At 75.3% G+C, this 17,720-nt stretch carries 16 protein-coding genes; 7 read left to right on the forward strand and 9 right to left on the reverse strand.

Features of this window, described 5'->3' with window-relative positions; genetic code table 11:
• Positions 1-32: 32 nt before the first annotated feature.
• Complete coding sequence (locus MTO91_RS09845; protein WP_405418098.1) at positions 33-5,054, reverse strand: SpoIIE family protein phosphatase; 5,022 nt, start codon at positions 5,052-5,054, stop codon at positions 33-35.
• A 59-nt stretch (positions 5,055-5,113) separates the two neighbouring features.
• Between MTO91_RS09845 and MTO91_RS09850 the strand changes: the two genes are divergently transcribed.
• Both MTO91_RS09850 and MTO91_RS09855 read left to right on the forward strand, forming a co-directional pair.
• Positions 5,114-5,257, forward strand: a complete 144-nt coding sequence (locus tag MTO91_RS09850; protein WP_405418097.1) for a hypothetical protein — start codon at positions 5,114-5,116, stop codon at positions 5,255-5,257.
• Between the two features lie 117 nt (positions 5,258-5,374).
• On the forward strand, positions 5,375-5,578 hold the full coding sequence (locus tag MTO91_RS09855) for a hypothetical protein (protein ID WP_139282678.1): 204 nt from the start codon (positions 5,375-5,377) through the stop codon (positions 5,576-5,578).
• A gap of 90 nt (positions 5,579-5,668) precedes the next feature.
• Here the strand turns inward: MTO91_RS09855 and MTO91_RS09860 are convergent, their stop codons facing one another.
• Complete coding sequence (locus MTO91_RS09860; protein WP_405418095.1) at positions 5,669-7,711, reverse strand: fatty acid desaturase; 2,043 nt, start codon at positions 7,709-7,711, stop codon at positions 5,669-5,671.
• A 117-nt stretch (positions 7,712-7,828) separates the two neighbouring features.
• Here MTO91_RS09860 and MTO91_RS09865 point away from each other — a divergent pair, with 117 nt between their 5' ends.
• Positions 7,829-8,461 (forward strand): TetR/AcrR family transcriptional regulator, encoded by a 633-nt coding sequence (locus tag MTO91_RS09865; protein WP_179760402.1) that lies wholly within the window; start codon positions 7,829-7,831, stop codon positions 8,459-8,461.
• Here MTO91_RS09865 and MTO91_RS09870 read toward each other — a convergent pair.
• The 6 genes from MTO91_RS09870 to MTO91_RS09895 form a co-directional block, all read right to left on the reverse strand.
• Positions 8,448-8,882, reverse strand: coding sequence for a hypothetical protein (locus MTO91_RS09870; protein WP_405418092.1), 435 nt, complete (start codon positions 8,880-8,882; stop codon positions 8,448-8,450). The genes MTO91_RS09865 and MTO91_RS09870 overlap by 14 nt on opposite strands.
• Positions 8,883-9,108: 226 nt before the next feature.
• Positions 9,109-9,393: a muconolactone Delta-isomerase family protein gene (locus tag MTO91_RS09875; RefSeq protein ID WP_178375327.1), complete on the reverse strand. Its 285-nt coding sequence runs from the start codon at positions 9,391-9,393 to the stop codon at positions 9,109-9,111.
• Positions 9,393-10,232, reverse strand: a complete 840-nt coding sequence (gene catA / locus MTO91_RS09880) for a catechol 1,2-dioxygenase (protein WP_405418091.1) — start codon at positions 10,230-10,232, stop codon at positions 9,393-9,395. Before catA ends, MTO91_RS09875 begins: the two co-directional genes overlap by 1 nt.
• Positions 10,233-10,258: 26 nt before the next feature.
• A complete protein-coding gene (locus MTO91_RS09885; protein ID WP_346104521.1) occupies positions 10,259-11,362 on the reverse strand; it encodes a mandelate racemase/muconate lactonizing enzyme family protein in 1,104 nt (367 codons plus the stop codon).
• Complete coding sequence (locus tag MTO91_RS09890) at positions 11,359-12,279, reverse strand: LysR family transcriptional regulator (protein ID WP_405418089.1); 921 nt, start codon at positions 12,277-12,279, stop codon at positions 11,359-11,361. Before MTO91_RS09890 ends, MTO91_RS09885 begins: the two co-directional genes overlap by 4 nt.
• Before the next feature lie 110 nt (positions 12,280-12,389).
• The gene (locus MTO91_RS09895; protein ID WP_405418086.1) at positions 12,390-13,580 is read right to left on the reverse strand and encodes an FAD-dependent monooxygenase; all 1,191 of its coding nucleotides are present in this window, start codon (positions 13,578-13,580) and stop codon (positions 12,390-12,392) included.
• Between the two features lie 166 nt (positions 13,581-13,746).
• Between MTO91_RS09895 and MTO91_RS09900 the strand changes: the two genes are divergently transcribed.
• A complete protein-coding gene (locus tag MTO91_RS09900) occupies positions 13,747-13,878 on the forward strand; it encodes a hypothetical protein (RefSeq protein ID WP_476654337.1) in 132 nt (43 codons plus the stop codon).
• 31 nt (positions 13,879-13,909) lie between these two features.
• On the forward strand, positions 13,910-14,464 hold the full coding sequence (locus MTO91_RS09905) for an alpha/beta fold hydrolase (protein WP_476654338.1): 555 nt from the start codon (positions 13,910-13,912) through the stop codon (positions 14,462-14,464).
• 507 nt (positions 14,465-14,971) lie between these two features.
• Here MTO91_RS09905 and MTO91_RS09910 read toward each other — a convergent pair.
• The gene (locus MTO91_RS09910) at positions 14,972-15,118 is read right to left on the reverse strand and encodes a hypothetical protein (RefSeq protein ID WP_476654339.1); all 147 of its coding nucleotides are present in this window, start codon (positions 15,116-15,118) and stop codon (positions 14,972-14,974) included.
• A gap of 193 nt (positions 15,119-15,311) precedes the next feature.
• Between MTO91_RS09910 and MTO91_RS09915 the strand changes: the two genes are divergently transcribed.
• Both MTO91_RS09915 and MTO91_RS09920 read left to right on the forward strand, forming a co-directional pair.
• Entirely contained in the window at positions 15,312-16,565 is a 1,254-nt protein-coding gene (locus MTO91_RS09915; RefSeq protein WP_476654340.1) for a TetR family transcriptional regulator, read from the forward strand.
• A 171-nt stretch (positions 16,566-16,736) separates the two neighbouring features.
• On the forward strand, positions 16,737-17,696 hold the full coding sequence (locus MTO91_RS09920; RefSeq protein WP_405418078.1) for an MBL fold metallo-hydrolase: 960 nt from the start codon (positions 16,737-16,739) through the stop codon (positions 17,694-17,696).
• Positions 17,697-17,720 lie beyond the last annotated feature (24 nt).

Genomic DNA, 17,720 nt, shown 5'->3' on the forward strand with positions numbered 1-17,720 from the left:
GGCAGGCAGCTGTGTGCCGGGCCGCCGGGCCCTCACCCCAGGAGCGTGAGCAGCCCGGAGAGCTCCAGCGCGTGCCGCGCCGGACCCGGCGGCACCTCGACCCGCAGCCGGTGCCCGCGGGCGCCCGCCCGGTCGGCGGCCTCGGCGAGCAGGGCGGCGCCGTTGCTCGCGACGTAGGTCGGTCCGTCGAGGGCGAGGAGCACCGGCCCGGCGGCGACCAGCTCCAGGAGCCGGTCGCGGATCTCGGCGGCCCCGGCGAGGTCGAGGTCGCCGGCCAGGGTGAGGCGGCGGGCGTCGCCGCTGCGGCCGTCGTCGTGCAGCTCGGTGCGCCGGCGTCCGGGGGAGGGCCGTACGGGCGGCGCGGGCTGCTGCGCCACGGCGGGCGTGCGCGGGTCCGGGGTGATCTGCATGCGCACCACGGTGCCCCCGCCCGCCGTGTCGATCTCGGCGGTGGTGGCGATGGCGCGGATCATCTGCAGGCCGCGCCCGCGGTAGCCGGGGTCGGGCGGCGGCGGCCGCCAGCGGCCGGTGTCGGCGACCCGGGCCCGGACACCGTCGTGCGGGCTGTACCCGAGACGCAGGTGCACCTCGCCGGGCGGGTCGAACTCGGCGTAGCCGTGCTCGACGCTGTTGGCGGCGGCCTCGTCGATCGCGCGGACCAGGTCGTCGCCGAGGTCCTCGCCCAGGCCCACGTGGCCGGCCCAGCGCCGGACCCGGCGGCGCATCGCCGGCAGCTCCCGGGCGGACCCGGGGACGGTGAGGTCGATGTCGGGCGGGAGGACGCGGACGCAGACCAGCGCGGCGTCGTCGGTGTGGGCGGCCCCGGCCAGGGCCCGGCCGACGATCTGGTCGGCGAACTGCTCGGGCGGCAGCCCCGCGACCTCGGCGGCGATCCGGGCCAGCCGGTCCAGCCCCTCGTCGACGACCTCGCCGCGGCGCTCGACGAGACCGTCGGTGTAGAGGACCAGCGTCTGCCCGGCCGCGATCGGGGCGACACCCTCGCCGAAGGGCGGCCGGCCGCGGACGCCGAGGACGGGGTTGTGGCCGCCCGCGAGGTAACGGCTGCCGTTCTCGTCGACCACCAGCACGGGCAGGTGCCCGGCCCGCGCCCAGCGCAGCTCCCCGCGGCCGGGGTCGACGACCACGCAGGCCGCTGTCGAGTAGCGGGCACCGGGGATCCAGGTCGCGAACTCGTCCAGCAGCTCCAGCGCGGCCGCGGGGTCGCGGCCCTGCCGGACGGCGCCGGAGAGCACGGTGCGCAGCTGGGCCATCACCGCGGCCGCCGCGACGCCCTGTCCGACGACGTCGCCCACCGACAGCCCGACCCGCCCGTCGCCGAGGTCGACGACGTCGTACCAGTCGCCGCCGGCCTCGGTGCCCGCGGCGCCGGCCTGGTAGCGCACCGCGATCTCCACGGTGTCGAGGTCGGGCAGCCGGGTGGGCAGCAGCGTGCGCTGCAGGGTGTGGGCCACCTCCCGCTCGGCGCGGTAGAGCCGGGCGCGTTCGAGCGCCTGCGCGGCCGGGTCGGTCAGGGCGAGCAGGGTGGCGCGCTCGTTCGGGGTGAGCGGGCGCGGCGTCCCGAACGCGACCGCGATGACGCCGACGGTGCGGGCGGCGGTGACCAGCGGGAGGGTGAAGACGGTCGCGTGGCCGAGGCCGTCGAGCAGGGTGGCGATCTCCGGGTGGCGCTCCCGCCAGTCGGTGCCCGGTTCCAGCCACAGCGCGCGGGCCTGGCGGGCGGTCACCGCCGCCGGCACCGGCGAGGTCAGCGGCACCTCGCGCCACGCCTGCGGGTCGGCGACGCCGTGCAGGGCCAATGCCCGCAGCTGCTGCCCGGCCGGGTCGAGCTCGTAGACCGCGATCCGGCAGGTGCCGAGCAGCGCCGTCAGGTGGGTGACGACGGTCCGGGCCACCTCGGTCGGGTCAGCGGCGGCCGACAGCTCCGCGGTGGCCCGCTGCAGCAGCGCCAGCCGGTCGGCGTTGGCCCGCTCGTCGGCGAGCAGCAGCGCGTTGTCGAGCGCGAGCGCGGCCCGGTCGGCGAGCTCGGTGACGAGCTCGATGTCGTCAGGGGTGTACGGGGTGGTCCGCGGGCCCCGGACCAGCACCAGGACAGCCAGCGTCCGGCCGCGCGCGGACAGCGGCACCCCGATCGCGGAGCGTGCGGGGATCGAGGAGCCGGGGACCATCGCGCCGGGGGCGGTGTCGTCCCACAGGACGGCGGCGCCGGTGTCGAGGACCCGGAGGCCGAACGAGGTCTCGGCGGGGCGCTCGTCGAGCGCCTCCTCGGTCGCGGCGTCCGGACCGTACCGGGCGATGCGGACGAGCTGCCCGGCGTCGTCGACGCGGCGGACCGTGCACACGTCGGCCAGCCGGGTCTCGACGAGCAGGGCGGTCAGCCGCCGCAGCCGGTCGTCGACGCCGTCGGAGCCGTCCAGCTCCCGGCTGAGCCGGGCGAGCAGCGTCTGGCGTTCGGACTCGCGGTACCGGGCGTTGATGTCGGTGCCGCTGCCCACCCAGCCGGTGACCGTCCCGTCGGTACCGGTGTGCAGCGGGACGGCGTGCTCGAGGATCCAGCGGAAGGCGCCGTCGGCACGGCGGAGCCGGTACTCGATCTGCCAGCCCGTCCCGGACGCGAGCGCCGGGGTCACGCGGTCGCGGTAGCGCTGCCGGTCCTGGGGGTGCAGCCCGTCGGTCCAGCCGTCGCCGAGGTCCGCGGGGACCTCCCGGCCGGTGAACTCCTGCCAGCCGGAGTTGACGTAAATCCGCGCGCCGTCCGGGTCCGCGACCCAGATCAGGGCCGGGGCCAGATCGGCCATGGCGGTGAACCGGGCCTCGGCGTCGCGGCGAACCCGCCCCAGCTTCAGGTGGGCGTTGACCCGGGCCACGAGCTCGGCCGCGGAGAACGGCTTCACCAGGTAGTCGTCCGCGCCGGCGCCGAGGCCCTCGATCGCGGCCTCCTCACCGGCCCGGGCGGAGAGCAGCAGGACGGGCACCCCGGCGGTACGACGGTCGCCGCGCAGCGCCGCCAGCAGCTCCATGCCGTCGAGGACCGGCATCATGATGTCGGTGACAACCAGGTCCGGCGGGCGTTCCCGGGCCGCGGTCAGCGCGGACTTCCCGTCCTCGACGAGCTGGACCTCGTAGCGGTCGGCCAGCAGCCGCTGCAGGTACTCGCGCATGTCGGCGTTGTCGTCGGCGACGAGGATCCGGCCCGCGGAGGCCGGTGCATCCGGGCCCGCCCCCTCCACGACGACGGGCGCCGGTGCCGGGCCGGGCAGCCAGCGCAGCGCCTCGCCGACGAACGCCTCCGAGGTCGCGGTCGGTGCGCCGCCCGACGCCGTGTCGGTGACGCGGTCCGGGTCGAGGTGGGCGGTGCCGGTCGGGATCCGGACGGTGAACGTGGAGCCCGCGCCCGCGGTGCTCGCCGCGGTGATCGTCCCCCCGTGCAGGGTGACCAGCTCGCGGGTCATGGCGAGCCCGATGCCCGACCCCTCGGTCGAGCGGGCGCGGGCGCCGGCGATGCGGTGGAACCGCTCGAACAGCCGGGGCAGCTCCTCGGCCGCGATCCCGGCCCCGGTGTCGGCGACGGTCAGCTCGACCGCGTCGTCGCCGTCGGCGCGCAGGGCGACCGCGACGCGGCCGTCCAGGGTGAACTTCAGCGCGTTGGACAGCAGGTTGAGGACGACCTTCTCCCAGGACTCCCGGTCGACGTGGACCGGCCCGGGCAGCGGCGGGCAGTCCACCGTGTACTCCAGCCCGGCGCGCTCCATCGCCGACCGGAACAGGCTGGTCAGCTCGGTGGTGAAGGCGGCGAGGTCGGTCGGCTCGAACGTGGCGCGCAGCCGCCCGGCCTGCAGCCGGGAGAAGTCGAGCAGCGTGGTGACCAGCCGCCCGAGGCGCAGCGCGTTGCGGTGCACGACGTCGAGCTCCGCGGCGAGCCGGTCCGGCCCCGGCGGGTCGTCGCGCAGCTGCTCGACCGGTCCCATGATGAGCGTCAGGGGCGTGCGGAACTCGTGGCTGACGTTGGAGAAGAAGTCGGTCTTGGCGCGGTCGAGCTCGGCGAGCGCCTCGGCCCGCTCGCGCTCGGCCTCGTAGGCGCCCGCGGCGACCAGCGCGGCCCCGATCTGGCCCGCCAGGAGGTCGACGAAGGCCCGGTAGCGCTCGTCGAAGATCCGGAACGGGTTCAGCCCGACGACCAGCGCCCCCCGGATCCGGGTCTCGCCCTGCGCCCCGGCGAGCGGGACCAGCACGGCGTGCGACGGCGGCCGGTCCCAGGCGCCGTGGGGCAGGCCCGGCAGGCGGGAGGCCAGGTCCTCGACGACCGCGGTGCCGCCCTCGCGCACCGGGTCGAGCGGCCAGCCGGCCGGATCGGCACCGGGCGCGTCGGCCGCGATGCCCGCAGAGCCGGCGAGCCGGGTCCCGCCGTCCTCGGTGAACTCGTAGACCAGCCCGAACGGCACGTCCTGCGGGTTGCCGGCCAGCGCGCGCCCGACCGCCGCGTACACCTGCGCCCCGGTGCGGGTCGGCCCCAGGTCGGCGGCGAGGTCGCGCAGGGTCTGCATGCGCCGTTCGCTGAGCACGCGGTCGGTGTTCTCGGTGACCACGCACAGCATCCCGGCGACGGCGCCGTCCTCGTGCAGCGGGCTGTAGGAGAAGGTGTGGTAGGTCTCCTCGGGGTGGCCGCTGCGTTCGAGGAACAGCAGGAGGTCCTCGTCCCAGGTGGCCCCGCCGCCGGCGAGCACCGACCCGATCAGCGGGCCGACGTCGTCCCAGACCTCGGCCCACACCTCGCGCGCGGAGCGGCCGAGCGCCGACGGGTGCTTGTCGCGCAGCGTGTCGCCCCGGTAGGCGTCGTTGTAGAACATCGTGAGGTCCGGGCCCCACGCCATCCACATCGAGAACCGGGAGTCGAGCAGCATCCGGACGACGCTGCGCAGGTCCGGTGACCAGCGCTCGGGCGGGCCGAGCGGGTGGGAGGACCAGTCGTGGGCCGCCATCGCGGCGTGGACGTGGTCGGACCGCGTGCTCTCGACCGCGTCGTCGTCGCCGCGCATGAACCACCTCCTCGGCCCCGTCGGGCGGCCGTGGAAAATCTAGCCGACACCGTCCGGACGTGCGCCACTCGTCTCCGCGGCGCGACAGCATCTGCGACGCCGTCGTCCAGGTGAACGGGCTCGTCGACGGGCCGTTCGACAGCCCGCTCGACCACGCGGCGGACGGGCCGTTCGCCGACGCCCGCCCACGACCACCTCGGTAGGAGCGCCTCCGTGGCGACCGAGCGGTCGTGGACGCCGCCCGCCGGGACGCTGCCGGACCGGCTCGTGGACCGGCGTCGACGCCGGGGCTGCCGGGCGCCCTCGGTAGGCTCGGGGTCATGTCCGGAGCGACCGTGAACGACCCCATCGCCGAGCTCATCGCGTGCCGGGACTGCGGCCAGGACTGCCTGCTACAGGTCGCGGACCTCTGCGCCGACTGCATCGCCCGGATCGGGACCGCCGCCGACGACGCCGACTACCGCGCCTGGCGGACGGAGAACGAGCGCCGCGTGGTCACCGGGGAGCTGACCGGCGCGATCTGACCGGCCGGTCGGCGGACCGCGCTCACTCCCCGGTCGGTGCCGCGGTCGCCGGTGTCGCCGGGTTCCCGGGAATCGACCGGAATGCGCGTGTCACCGGTCGTAGTCGATGGTCACCTCGTCGGTGGTGGGCCGGGACTGGCAGGTGAGGATCGCGCCGCAGGCCACCTCGTCGTCGGTGAGGGCGTAGTTCTGCTGCATGTGCACCGCGCCGGTGACGACCTGCGCGCGGCAGGTGCCGCAGATGCCGCCCGCGCACAGGTACGGGGCCTCGACCCCGGCCTCGAGTGCGGTCTCCAGCAGCGACGCGGTGCCCCGGCTCCGGGTGACGGTCTCCCGCCCGCCGCGGCGCACGGTGACCACGGCCGGACGGGTCGGGACGGCGTCGCCGTCGTCGCCGGTGGGGGCGACGAAGAACTCCCGGTGGACCCGGTCCGGGGTGACGCCGTGGGCGTCGAGGACGCCGACGAGCTCGTCGAGCATCGGCGGCGGCCCGCAGAGGAACCAGTCCGCGTCGTCCACCGGCAGCGCGGTGAGGTGCTCGGCGAACCGGTCCGCGCCGAGGCGGCCCGGGACGACGGTGCGCGTCGTGCCGTCCGGTGCGGACCCGTCGGCGGACCCGGCGGCACCGGACCGCGAGTGGTGGTGCACGACGGTGAGCCGCCCCCCGGAGCGGCGGACGAGTTCGTCGAGCTCGTCGGCGAACATCGTGTGCTCGGTGTCGCGGTTGGCGTAGAGCAGGACGGCGCGGCGGTCGGGGTCCTCGTCGAGGGCGGCGGTGAGGATCGCGATGACCGGGGTGATGCCGCTGCCCGCGGCGACCGCGGCGACGGTGCGGTCCCCGCTGGGGCCGGCGGGCAGGACGAACTGCCCCGAGGGCGGCGTGACCTCGAGGGTGTCGCCGACGGCGAGCGCGGAGCCCACCCACGTCGAGAACCGTCCGCCGTCGACGCGGCGCACGGCGATGCGCAGCGCCGACCCGTCGGTGGAGCAGATCGAGTAGCTGCGCCGCACGAGCTCGCCGTCGATCCGCGTGCCCACGGTGACATGGCGGCCGGGGCGGTGGGCGAACACGTCGCGCAGCTCGCCGGGCACCTCCAGGGTGACCGCGACCGCGTCCGGGGTGAGCCGGTCCACCGCGGTCACGCGCAGCGGGTGCGGGCGGGTCGGGAGGTCGGCGTCGCGGTCGGTGTGGGAGGTCAGCCGTCGCCACGCCCGGTACTCGGCGGGGGACAGGTCCGAGCCGAGGACCGTCGTGATCGGGACCGGGCGGTCGAGCCAGTCCGACATCGCCCGGCGCCACACGTCCTGGTAGCGGTAGAACGGGACGGTCGGGTGGATGTGGTGGACCAGGTGGTAGTTCTGGCCGAGCATCAACGGGGTGACCAGGCGTTCCCAGCCGACCCGCATGCGGGTCGCGGCGAACCGGTCGGACCGGGCGGTCTCCCCGAGATCATGGTGGGGCAGCCAGTCGAACCACCAGGCGAGCAGCGCGATGCCGAGCCGCTGCGGGATCAGGTAGATCACCAGCAGCTCCCAGCCGTGGCCGGTCACCGCCGTCGCGACGAACGCGGAGACCACGACGAGGAACACCACGGCCTGCTCGACGAGCTCGGCCCGCGGCCTGCTCGGGATCCGGGGCAGGTAGAAGCGCACGTACCAGAGGTCGATGGTCATCCAGCGCAGCGGCCAGCTCCACGCCGGGCCCGACTCGGTCCACGCGTCGGGGTCGCGGGAGGTGTCCTCGTTGGTGTTGCGGTGGTGCTCGATGTGCAGGTAACGCAGCATCGGGAACGCGGCCCAGGCCACCACGAACAGCATCGACAGCCGGCCGAGCACCTCGTTGACCCACCGCAGGCGTCCGCCCGCGAGGTGGACGGTCTCGTGCAGCACCGTGAACATCGCGAACGTGACCAGGGCGTGCACCGGCACCGTGACCAGGTAGCGCCACGGGTCGGTCCCGGTCAGGACCAGGGCGGTCGCCCCCACCCAGGCCGCGAGCGAGCCCAGGAACAACGCCAGGGTCGGCAGTGCGACGACGGGGAGCGTGATCCCCGGGGTGGGTACGGGCCGCCCGGGGTCCGCGGGCCGGTCGCCGCCGGCTCCCTCGCGTGTGGTTCCCGCCGCCGTGCTCATGGCTGCCTCCTGACCGGACGGAGCGCGGTCGTCGTCGACCGCCAGTAGGAATAGTTGACAATCACGGGTCATCTGTCAACAGATCAGTCATCGGTGGTTGCTCTGTACAGTGCAGGCGTGGCGGGCTCGGGTGCGTTCCGGCGGGAGCGGCGGGAGGTTCTCCGCACGCGGCTCCTCGACGCCGCGCGGGACATCACGACGGAGTCGGGGTGGTCGTCGCTGACGATGAGCGCCGTCGCCGGGCGTGCGGGAATCAGCCGCCAGCACCTCTACAACGAGATCGGCACCAAGGCGGAGCTGGGCAGCGCGCTGGTGGGCCGCGAGACCGACGGGTTCGTCGCGGTGATGTGCGAACAGATGCGCGCCCACCCCGCGGACGCCGTCGCCGGCGTGGTGGCCGCGGTCCGCGACGTGCTGGAGTACGGGGCGCGCAACGCGCTCCTGACGTCGATCCTCACCGTCGACGAGGGCGTGGGGGAGAGCCTGCTCCCGCTGGTGACGGCCCGGCCCGACGTGGTGCGCGACCGGGCGGCGACGGCGCTGCTGCGCGAGATCTCCGCGCTCCACCCGGCCCTGGCCGGGGTCGCGGACCTGCCCCGGCTCGTCGACGGGGTGGTGCGGCTGGTGGTCAGCCACGCCACGTCACCGGGGGACTCCACCGAGCCGGCGGTCGCGCAGGCCGGGTGGCTGCTCCGCGGCTTCCTCGGCGGCGCCGCCGGGCCGGGCGGGACCGGGGTCAGCCCCGGCTGAGGACGTCGAACCCGGTCGTGACGACGCCGTCGCCGACGCAGCGCTGGATGTGCGGCCGCGCGACGCCGATCGCTGCGACGCCGGGCACCGAGCCGCCCGCACCGAGCAGTGCCCGCCCGGCGGCCCGCAGGACCGCTGCGCCCCCGCGCCGGTGCCCGTCGCAGGACGGGATCACCGACAGGCACACGCGCTGGCACACCGTGCCGTCGGCGGCGGCGCGCGGCGGCGACCAGGTCAGGGCGAGCACGTCCTCGGACGCGCGGGCAGGCACGGCGTACGACCCGCCGATCCCCGGTAGCGCGACGACGCTCGCGAAGGTGACACCGGACCGGATGAGGGCCGGGTCGCCGGCGAGAAGAAGCAGGGTCTGGTCGCGGGCGAACTCGGCGGGTCCGACGAGCTGCAGATCCGGCTGGATCATCGGGCCTCCGGGGACGGTCGTCGCTGTGTCCCCGACGCTAGGACGCCCCACCTCAGCCCGCGGACAGCCCTGGGGAAGCCGACGGTAAAAACGGGCCGGGCTCAGCCGAGCAGGTGCTCGCCGAACCGGTCCCGGGCCGGGTGCCCGGACGCGGTGAAGCCGTCGGCGTCGGCGTCGGCGTGGCCGCCGGGGCGCCCGTCACCGGGTCCGGGCGCCCCGGCGGGGATCAGGCGTGGATGTCCGACGGGTGCGTGGCCAGCGGGGTCACCTGCATCGTCATGTACGGGAACAGCGGCAGACCCCAGAGGATCTCGTGGAGCTGCTCGTTGTCGCGCACCTCGAAGATCGACAGGTTGGCGTACTCGCCGACGCAGCGCCAGATGCTCACCCACTCACCCGAGCGCTGCCACTGCTGCGACCAGGCCTTCTCCCGGGCCAGCAGGTCGGCCCGGGCGTCGGCGTCCATGTCGGCGGGGAGGTCGACCTCCATCCGGACGGCGAAGCGGGCCATCAGGCGGGGTCCAGCGCGAAGTCGTAGGTGACCTCGTTGCCGGTGCCGCTCGCGGCCGGGCCGGGGTGCAGGACCAGCTCCGGCTTGACGGCCTGGGCGACGTCGTCGGCGACGTAGTCCCCGCCGTCGAAGTAGAGCTGGGTGGTGACGGGCTGCTTGCCGGGCGCGGACACCTTGAGGTGCAGGTGCGCGGGCCGCCACGGGTGCCAGCCCGCCGCGTCGATGAACGCGCCGGTCGAGCCGTCGGTCGGGATCTGGTACGGCGCGGGCTGCATGGTGTGGAACGCGAAGTGCCCGTCGGCGCCGGTGTGGACGACCGCGCGCAGGTTCCACTCGGGGATGCCGGGGGCGAACTGGGAGTAGTAGCCCTCGTCGTCGGCGTGCCAGAGATCGACCGTCGCGCCGGCGACCGGGGCGCCGTCGAGGTCGGTGACGGTGCCCTGGAACAGCAGTGGGGTGCCCTTCTCATCGGGACGCATCGGCATCGCGGACCCGGACTCGATGACCGGGGCGCCCGGCACGTAGTACGGGCCCTCGATGGTGCCGACGGCGCCGCGGCGGTCGGCGTTAGCGACCTCCTCGACGACGTGCTCGACGAACACGTCGAGGAACAGCGGCCACTCGCCGTCGGCGCCGACCTGGATCAGCCACGCCTTGAGCGCGTCGTACTCGGCGTAGGTCAGCTCGTGCTTGCGGATGACCTCGTGCAGGGCCTGCAGGGTGTCGGTGGCGATGGCGGACACCCGGGCCGGGTCGGCGGCGGCGCCGGTGCGCTCCTTCCTCGCGAAAGTGGCGGTGGCGTTCGCGCCGGAGCCGGCGGCGGTGGCGGTCTCGGACATGTCTCTCTCCTGTGGTGGGGCGGTGCTCAGGTGTCGGTGCGGTAGTGGGCGAGCTTGTCGGGGTCGACGGCGACGCCGATCCCGGGCCCGCCGGGGACGCGCAGCTCGCCGCCGCTGATCCGCAGCGGCTCGGTGAGCAGGTCGTCGCTCATGTCGAGGTAGTTCGACAGCTCCCCGGCGCGGGTGCTGGTGTGGCGGTGCGCCGCGCCGAAGGCGACCGTGCAGGCGGTGCCGAGCTGACCGTCGATCTGGTTGCCCATGACCACCTCGGTGCCGAGTCCCTCGCACAGGTGCAGCACCCGCTGCGAGCCGGTGAACCCGGTCCGCGCGGTCTTGATGCTGATCATGGTGGCGGCGCCGTCGAGCAGCTCGCGGGTCACCTCGCCGGGCCGGGTGGCGGACTCGTCGGCGACGGTCGGGACGGTGGTGCGGGCGGTGAGCCAGCGTCGCCCGAGCACCTGGTCGGCGGGCATGAGCTCCTCGGACAGGGTCAGGCCGAGGTCGGCCATCTCGTCCAGGGCCCGGGCCGCCTCCGACGCGGTCCAGCCGCGGTTGCCGTCGACGTAGAGCTCCACGTCGGGGCCCAGCGCCTCGCGCAGCGCCCGGCAGGCGCCGGTGTCCAGCGCGACGGGGCGGCGGCCGACCTTGACCTTGAAGGTGGTGACGCCGTGCTCGTCGCGCATCCGCTGCGCCTCGGCGACCATCACGTCGTCGGGGGCGAAGCCGACCATGTGCGAGACCCGCATCCGGTCGGTGTATCCGCCGAGCAGCTCGGAGACGCCGACACCGAGCCGGCGCCCGATGACGTCCCAGACTGCCATGTCGATCGCGGCCTTCGCGGTGGGGTTGCCGATCGTGCGGTCCAGGACGGCGTGGATGCGTTCCCGTTCGAACACGCTCAGGCCCACGATCTCCGGGGCGAACACGGTGTCGACCACCGCGCGGATGGAGGCCTGGGTCTCGCCGTAGGTGTAGGGGCGGGGCGGGGCCTCGGCGACGCCGACGACGCCGTCCTCGGCGTGCACCCGCACCAGCACGTGGTCGGCGGTGTGCACCTCGCCGGAGGCGAACCGCAGCGGTTTGCGGTAGGGCACGGCGAACGGGATCGCCTCGACGGCCACGATCTTCACTGCGGTCCTCCGGGGACGGTGGCGGGGCGGGGGTCCAGCTCGTGGGCGCACTCGGCGAGCACGTCGAGCAGCCGGACGAGGGCGGGGGAGTCGTCGTCGGTGCGCCAGGCCAGGGCCAGGTCGACGCGCAGCTCGCGGTCCAGGTCGGCGTAGACCACGCCCTCGGTGCCCAGGGCGCGCACCGACTCGGGCAGCAGCGCGACCCCGGCACCGGCGGCGACGTGGGTGAGCAGGATGGGGGTGTCGCGGGCCTCGGTGCGGCGCCGCGGGAGGAATCCGGAGTCCAGGCAGCCCTGGGTGGCGACCGAGTCGACCACCGACCCGGGTGCGCCGTAGGCGACGAAGTCGTCGCCGCGCAGCTCGGCCAGCGCGACCGTCCCGGCCCCGGCGAGCCGGTGCGTGGCCGGCAGCACCGCGAGGAGCCGTTCCTGGGCGATCGGGCGGACCGACATCTCCGGGCGCACCACCGGTGGGCGCAGCACGGCGAGGTCGATGCGGCGCTCGTCGAGCGCGTCCTCCTGGGCCGCGGTGAGGAGCCCGGGCAGGAACCGCAGCGAGACGCCCGGCATCCGGCGGGCGGCGACCCCGGCCAGCCGCGGCAGCAGCCGGTAGGCGGCGAGGTCGGTGGCACCGACGGTCACCACGCCCTCGGTGCCCGCGGCGACCTGCTCGACGCGGCGGCGCGCGTCCTCGACGCCGGCGAGGATCCGCCGTGCGTCCTCCAGCAGCGAGGTCCCCGCCGGGGTCAGGTCGACCCGGCGGGTGGTGCGCTCGAACAGGGTGGCGCCGACCTGGCTCTCCAGCTGGCGGATGGCCTGGGAGAGCGGGGACTGGGCCATGTGCAGCCGCTCGGCGGCGCGGCCGAAGTGCCGCGTCTCCGCGACCGCCACGAAGTAGCGGAGCTGCCGCAGATCCATTCCCGTCACCTCCCTCGCATCTGGCGCGTCACCTGACGGTAAGCGGGTGACTCTGTAGACACAAAGACCGGAAAAGGCCCGATTCAGAGATGGAGCAGCTGAATCTCGGGTCAGGCCGGTACGGGCCGGGTGTCGGCCCGCGCGTCGACGCCGTGGATCCAGGTCAACCACGGGTCCAGCCCGGTCAGCCCCGCGTTGCGGGCGTCGGCCGCCGGGCCGTCGGGCAGGTGCAGCAGCCCGCTGGTGACCAGCGAGCTGCGCTGGATCGACCGGGTCCGCGCCCGGCGCAGCCGCTGGTAGCGGTCGAACACCGCGGTGTGGCCGCCGTCGAGCGCACCGGGGGCGGCGAGCAGGTCGGCGAGCACCGCCGCGTCCTCGATGGACTGGTTCGCGCCCTGACCGTGGTGCGGCAGCATCGTGTGCACGGCGTCGCCGAGCAGGACGACGCGGCCGCGGGACCAGCGCGTCATCGGGGGAAGCGTGTACAGCGGCCAGCGCGGGGACTGCGGCACCGCCGTCAGCATCTGCACGACGCCCGGGGACCAGCCGTCGAAGGCCCGCGCCAGGGTGCCGGGGTCGGTCTCGGTCGGCCCGGTCTCGCCCGTCCACGGGTCGGGGCCCTCCAGCACCGCGAAGAAGTTGATCTGCTCGGCGTGCGGGCCGATCGCGTAGTGCAGCACGTGCGCGTCCGGGCCCATCCAGAACTGGATCGCGCCGGGGTCGGGCAGCAGCGGGGCGTCGGCGACGTCGACGATCCCGCGGAAGGCCGACGTCCCGGTGTAGCGGGGGCGGGCCGCGGGGTCGACGACCGAGCGCACCCGGGAGTGCACCCCGTCCGCACCGACGACGACCGAGCCCCGGACGCGCTCCCCGGAGGAGAGGGTGACCGTCCCGTCCGGGTCGACCGCGGTCACCTCGCAGCCGAGCCGCACCATCCCGGCGGGGCAGGCGCCGGCGAGGACCCGCTGGAACTCCGCGCGGTGGATGCCCAGGTGGGGGGCGCCGAAGCGGCGCCGGTAGCTGCCGTCGGAGCCGACCGGGAAGGCGGTCACCCGCTCGTCGTCGCGCCAGCCGCGGTGGATGAGCTCGGTCGGCTGGGCGGACACCTTCTCCAGCTCGCCCAGCAGGCCGAGCTCGTCCAGCGGGCGCAGCCCGTTCGCCGACAGCGCGACGGCCGCGCCGACCTCGCGCAGCTCGGCCGCCCGCTCGAGCACGGTGACCCGGACGCCGCGGGCGTGCAGCGAGAGGGCCAGCGAGAGGCCCCCGATCCCGGCACCGACGATCACCACTGATTCGTCCATGACTCTGATCCTGACACGGATACCGATGGGGTGTTCCTCCACGGATCGTCTCAGTCGGGACCCCTTTCGGCACGACCCGCACGGCATCTTCTCCGGGCCCCGCCGGTCCGCCAGGCTCACCCGCCGGGGGCCGTTGCCCCGTTCCGACCTCGACGAGGAGTGAGCGATGTCCGAGACGTTCGTGCTGGTGACCGGTGCCTGGCACGGGGGCTGGGCCTGGCGCCCGGTCGCCGAGCGGCTGCGTGCGGCGGGACACCGCGTGCTGACCCCCACCCTGCCGGGGGCTGCACGACGGTGACGACCCGACCCGCTACCGGCTGTCCGACACCGTGGACGCGGTCGTCGACCTGATCGAGTCGCACGACCTGACCGACGTGACGCTCGTCGGGCACAGCTGGGGCGGCTACGTGATCACCGGTGCCGCGCACCGGGTCTCCTCCCGGCTGCGCAAGCTCGTCTACTGGAGCGCGTTCGTGCCCGCCGCGGGCCGCTCGCTCAACGACGAGGTGCCCCCGCAGTACCGGGAGCTGTTCGCCGGTCAGGCCGCCGCCTCGGGGAACAACTCCGTGGCACTGCCGTTCGAGGTGTGGCAGGGCGCGTTCATGAACGACGCCGACGAGCCGGTCCAGCGCCTGGTGCACGAGCTCCTGGTGCCGCAGCCGCTGCAGTACTTCACCGAGACCGTGGAACCGATCGACCCGGCGACGCTCGGGGTGCCGGTGGCCTACGTGCTCTCGACCGAGGACGTCGCGCTGCCGCCCGGCGAGTACGGCTGGGACCGCTTCCCGCAGCGGCTCGGGGTCACCCCGGTCACCGTGCCGGGCAGCCACGAGGGCTGCTTCACCCGCCCCGACGCCCTGGCCGAGGCCCTGCTGAAGGCCTGAGTCGCGTCCTGACCCACCGGAGCGAGCCCCCGGGTGTTCCGGGGGCCCGTGCCCGTGCCCGTGCCCGTGCCCGTGCCCGTGCCCGTGCGGAGGGTCAGCCGGTCGGGTGCTCCTGCGCGCCGTCACCGGGCGCCGGGTCCTGGCCGAGCTGGTTCGGCGGGAACCGCAGGGGCGGGAGCTCCTGCAGCGGCGCCTGCGGGGCGTTGCCCACCTCCGGCGGGAGCGGCGTGCCCTGCGCCGGGTTGCCGAGCGGCGCCAGCGGGTCGGCGGGCGCGTCCCGGAGAGGTCGCCGTCCGCGATCGCGCGCTTCTGGTTCCGGTAGGGCGCCTCGAAGGGCTCGTGGAACCGGAAGGCCGCGTCGGAGAACGCCGACGGCGTCGGGTCGCCGACGACGGCGCCGCCGGGGTGCGTCGCGTCCGCGGTGACCTGCGGGAGGAGGTAGGCGTCGGCGTCGCTGTCCCACAGCCCGGCCGCGGCGGCGAGTCGCTGCGTCCCGTCGGCGGGGTCTCACGCGGAGTGCGGCACGCGGATCCCGACCTGGCGCCGCTCGACGTCGACGTGCACCTGTGGTGCGTCGGGGTGGGGCCGCCCGGTGGGCGCGTCGACGATGTCGCCCCCGCTGCCGTGCACCGTCACGAACAGCCGGGCCGGCATGACGGTGTTCGCGCCGTGCGGGGCCTCGCGCGGGGTGTCCGAGCCGCCGAGCGCGAGGGTCAGGCCGAACAGCCCGGTGACGTGCGACGACGACTTATCGTTAGCCCGAATGGACTAGGATCGTCCGGATCTGGATGCGGCCGCCATGGTTCTCCTGGTGTAGAAAAACCGGGAGCTACCACGAGGAGCGGCCGTGCCGAAGCGGGTGGACCACGAGCAGCGCCGGGGCGAGATCGCCGACGCCGCCTGGCGGCTGATCGCCGAGCGCGGTCCGGACGCGGTCACGCTGCGGGAGGTCAGCGCGGCACTGGGGGTCGCACACGGGGCGCCGGCGCACTACTTCGCCGGCCGCGCCGCGATCGTGGAGTGCGCGTTCCGGCGGGCCCTCGACGACCTCGACGCCCGGGTGGCGCGGCGCGCGGCCGGGCTGTCCGGGACGGCGGCGCTGCAGGTGTTCTGCGAGGAGGTCACCGCGCACACCGGGACGCCGTTCGCCCGGGTCGCGGCGTCCGGGCCCGGGCCGGCCGCGGTCCTCGCCGAGGTGACCGCGCGGTGGCGGACCCGGCTGGTGGCCCGGTTCGAGGAGGCCCGGCGGGCGGGCGGGATCGTCGTCCCGGCTCCGGACGGGGTGCTCGTGGAGCAGCTGCTGGCCCTGCTCCACGGGGTGCAGGCACTGGCCGAGCCGGGGCCCGGCGTGGCGGGGGCGACGCCGGAGCCGGGCGGAGCGGGGACGGCGCCTGGGTCGGGCGGGGCGGGGGCGGCGCCGGGCGAGGTGGTCGCCGCGTTCCTCGCAGGGCTCGGTGGCGGCGCGACCCGGGCCGGGACCGCCGGGCCGGGCGGGGACCCGCCGGGGGCCGGGGCGCGGTCACCGGGCCGGGCGGCGGCCGCACGGGACGGAGCCGGCGACGGCGTGGACGGCAGCGGGAACGACGTGGACGGGTTCCTCACCTTCACCGACGTCGCGCTCGCCCGCACCGGCGATCGGCTCCCCGGCACCGACCGCGAGGCCATGGCGCTGGTGCTGAACCTGCACCGGATCGCCGGCTCCCTGGTCTACGACCTCGAGTCGACCGTGCACCGCCCCGCCGGATGGAGCTGGTCGGCGTTCCGGCTGCTGTTCACGCTGTGGGTCGCGGGCGGGCAGGAGGCGGGCCGGGCGGCGGAGCTGTGCGGGATGAGCCGGGCCGCGGTGTCCAGCCTGGCCAACACCCTCGCGGCCGGTGAGCTGGTCCGGCGCACGCCGGCCGCCGGGGACCGGCGGACCGTGCACCTGTCGCTGACCGACGCGGGGACCGACCGGCTGGTCGCCGCGTTCGGCACCCACAACCGTCGCGAGTCGGAGTGGGCGGCGCTGCTCGGCGCCGACGACCTCGCCGCCCTGAACGCCCTGCTCGTCCGCCTCGCCCGGGCGGCGCACCGGGCGGACTGGATCAACCGGCGGACCTGAACCGCTCGGCGCGCGCCGCCGGACCGGCCCTGGCGCCGGGGGGCGCGGCCCTCTACGGTCCTGCACAAGTGATTCAACCTTTGATCGTCGGGTGTGTCCGGCCGGTCGGAGGTCCCGACGACGGGTCGCCGCGGTCGCCGCCCGTCTCCCGGCTCCGAGAGGACACCCGCCGTGGCCAAGCCCTTCGCCTCCTCCGCCGACACCGCCGCCAAGGAGCAGACCCTCGAGGTGCTCGCGGACGGCGTCTACGCCCTCACCGCCGAGGGCGACCCGAACATCGGCGCGATCGAGGGGGAGGACTTCGTCGTCTGCTTCGAGGCCCTCGCGACCCCGGTCGCCGCCCGGAAGTGGCTCGCGATGCTGCGCGAGCACACCGACAAGCCGGTCCGGTACCTCGTGCTGTCGCACTACCACGCGGTCCGGGTGCTGGGCGCGAGTGCGTTCGACGCGCAGACCGTCGTCGCGCACGAGACGACCGCGGCCCTGATCGCCGAGCGTGGCATGGAGGACTGGGCCTCGGAGTTCGCGCGGATGCCGCGGCTGGCCGAGGCCGCCGACTCCGTGCCCGGACTCACCTGGCCGACGCTCACCTTCGCCGACCGTCTCACCCTCGACCTGGGCGGTGACCGCGGCGAGCTGGTGCTGCAGTTCCACGGCCGCGGCCACACCGAGGGCGACATCACCGCCTGGCTGCCGCGGCACCGGATCCTGTTCGCCGGTGACCTCGTGGAGGCCCGGGCCGCGCTCTACACCGGCGACGCGTTCCACCGCGACTGGGCGGGCGGCACCCTCGACCGGCTCGCCGCGCTCGGCGCCGAGCAGCTCGTCGGCGGGCGCGGCGCGGTCAGCCGCGGCCGCGCCGAGGTCGACGCCGCGATCGCCCAGACCCGCGGGTTCCTGCAGGTCATGATCCGGGAGGTCGGCGCGGTGCAGGGGCGCGGCGGCACGCTGAAGGAGGCGTTCGAGGCGACCCACGCCGCACTCGTCGACGACTACGGGCACTGGCCGATCTTCGAGCACTGTCTGCCGTTCGACGTCTCCCGGCTGTGGGACGAGCTGTCCGGTGTGGAGCGTCCGGTGATCTGGACCGCGGAACGCGACCAGGAGGTCTGGGCCCGGCTGCAGGGCTGAGACACCGGCGAGGGGAGGGAACCC

The sequence above is a fragment of the Pseudonocardia sp. 2-7 genome (assembly GCF_056341085.1).

Excerpts from the sequence above, each read along its gene's own strand:
- MTO91_RS09900 (WP_476654337.1), top strand. The coding sequence starts at position 13,747 with ATGTCCGAGACGTTCGTGCTGGTGACCGGTGCCTGGCACGGGGGCTGG.
- MTO91_RS09890 (WP_405418089.1), bottom strand. The coding sequence starts at position 12,279 with ATGGATCTGCGGCAGCTCCGCTACTTCGTGGCGGTCGCGGAGACGCGG.
- catA (WP_405418091.1), bottom strand. The coding sequence starts at position 10,232 with ATGTCCGAGACCGCCACCGCCGCCGGCTCCGGCGCGAACGCCACCGCC.
- MTO91_RS09845 (WP_405418098.1), bottom strand. The coding sequence starts at position 5,054 with ATGCGCGGCGACGACGACGCGGTCGAGAGCACGCGGTCCGACCACGTC.
- MTO91_RS09860 (WP_405418095.1), bottom strand. The coding sequence starts at position 7,711 with ATGAGCACGGCGGCGGGAACCACACGCGAGGGAGCCGGCGGCGACCGG.
- MTO91_RS09895 (WP_405418086.1), bottom strand. The coding sequence starts at position 13,580 with ATGGACGAATCAGTGGTGATCGTCGGTGCCGGGATCGGGGGCCTCTCG.
- MTO91_RS09875 (WP_178375327.1), bottom strand. The coding sequence starts at position 9,393 with ATGGCCCGCTTCGCCGTCCGGATGGAGGTCGACCTCCCCGCCGACATG.
- MTO91_RS09870 (WP_405418092.1), bottom strand. The coding sequence starts at position 8,882 with ATGATCCAGCCGGATCTGCAGCTCGTCGGACCCGCCGAGTTCGCCCGC.
- MTO91_RS09855 (WP_139282678.1), top strand. The coding sequence starts at position 5,375 with ATGTCCGGAGCGACCGTGAACGACCCCATCGCCGAGCTCATCGCGTGC.
- MTO91_RS09910 (WP_476654339.1), bottom strand. The coding sequence starts at position 15,118 with ATGCCGGCCCGGCTGTTCGTGACGGTGCACGGCAGCGGGGGCGACATC.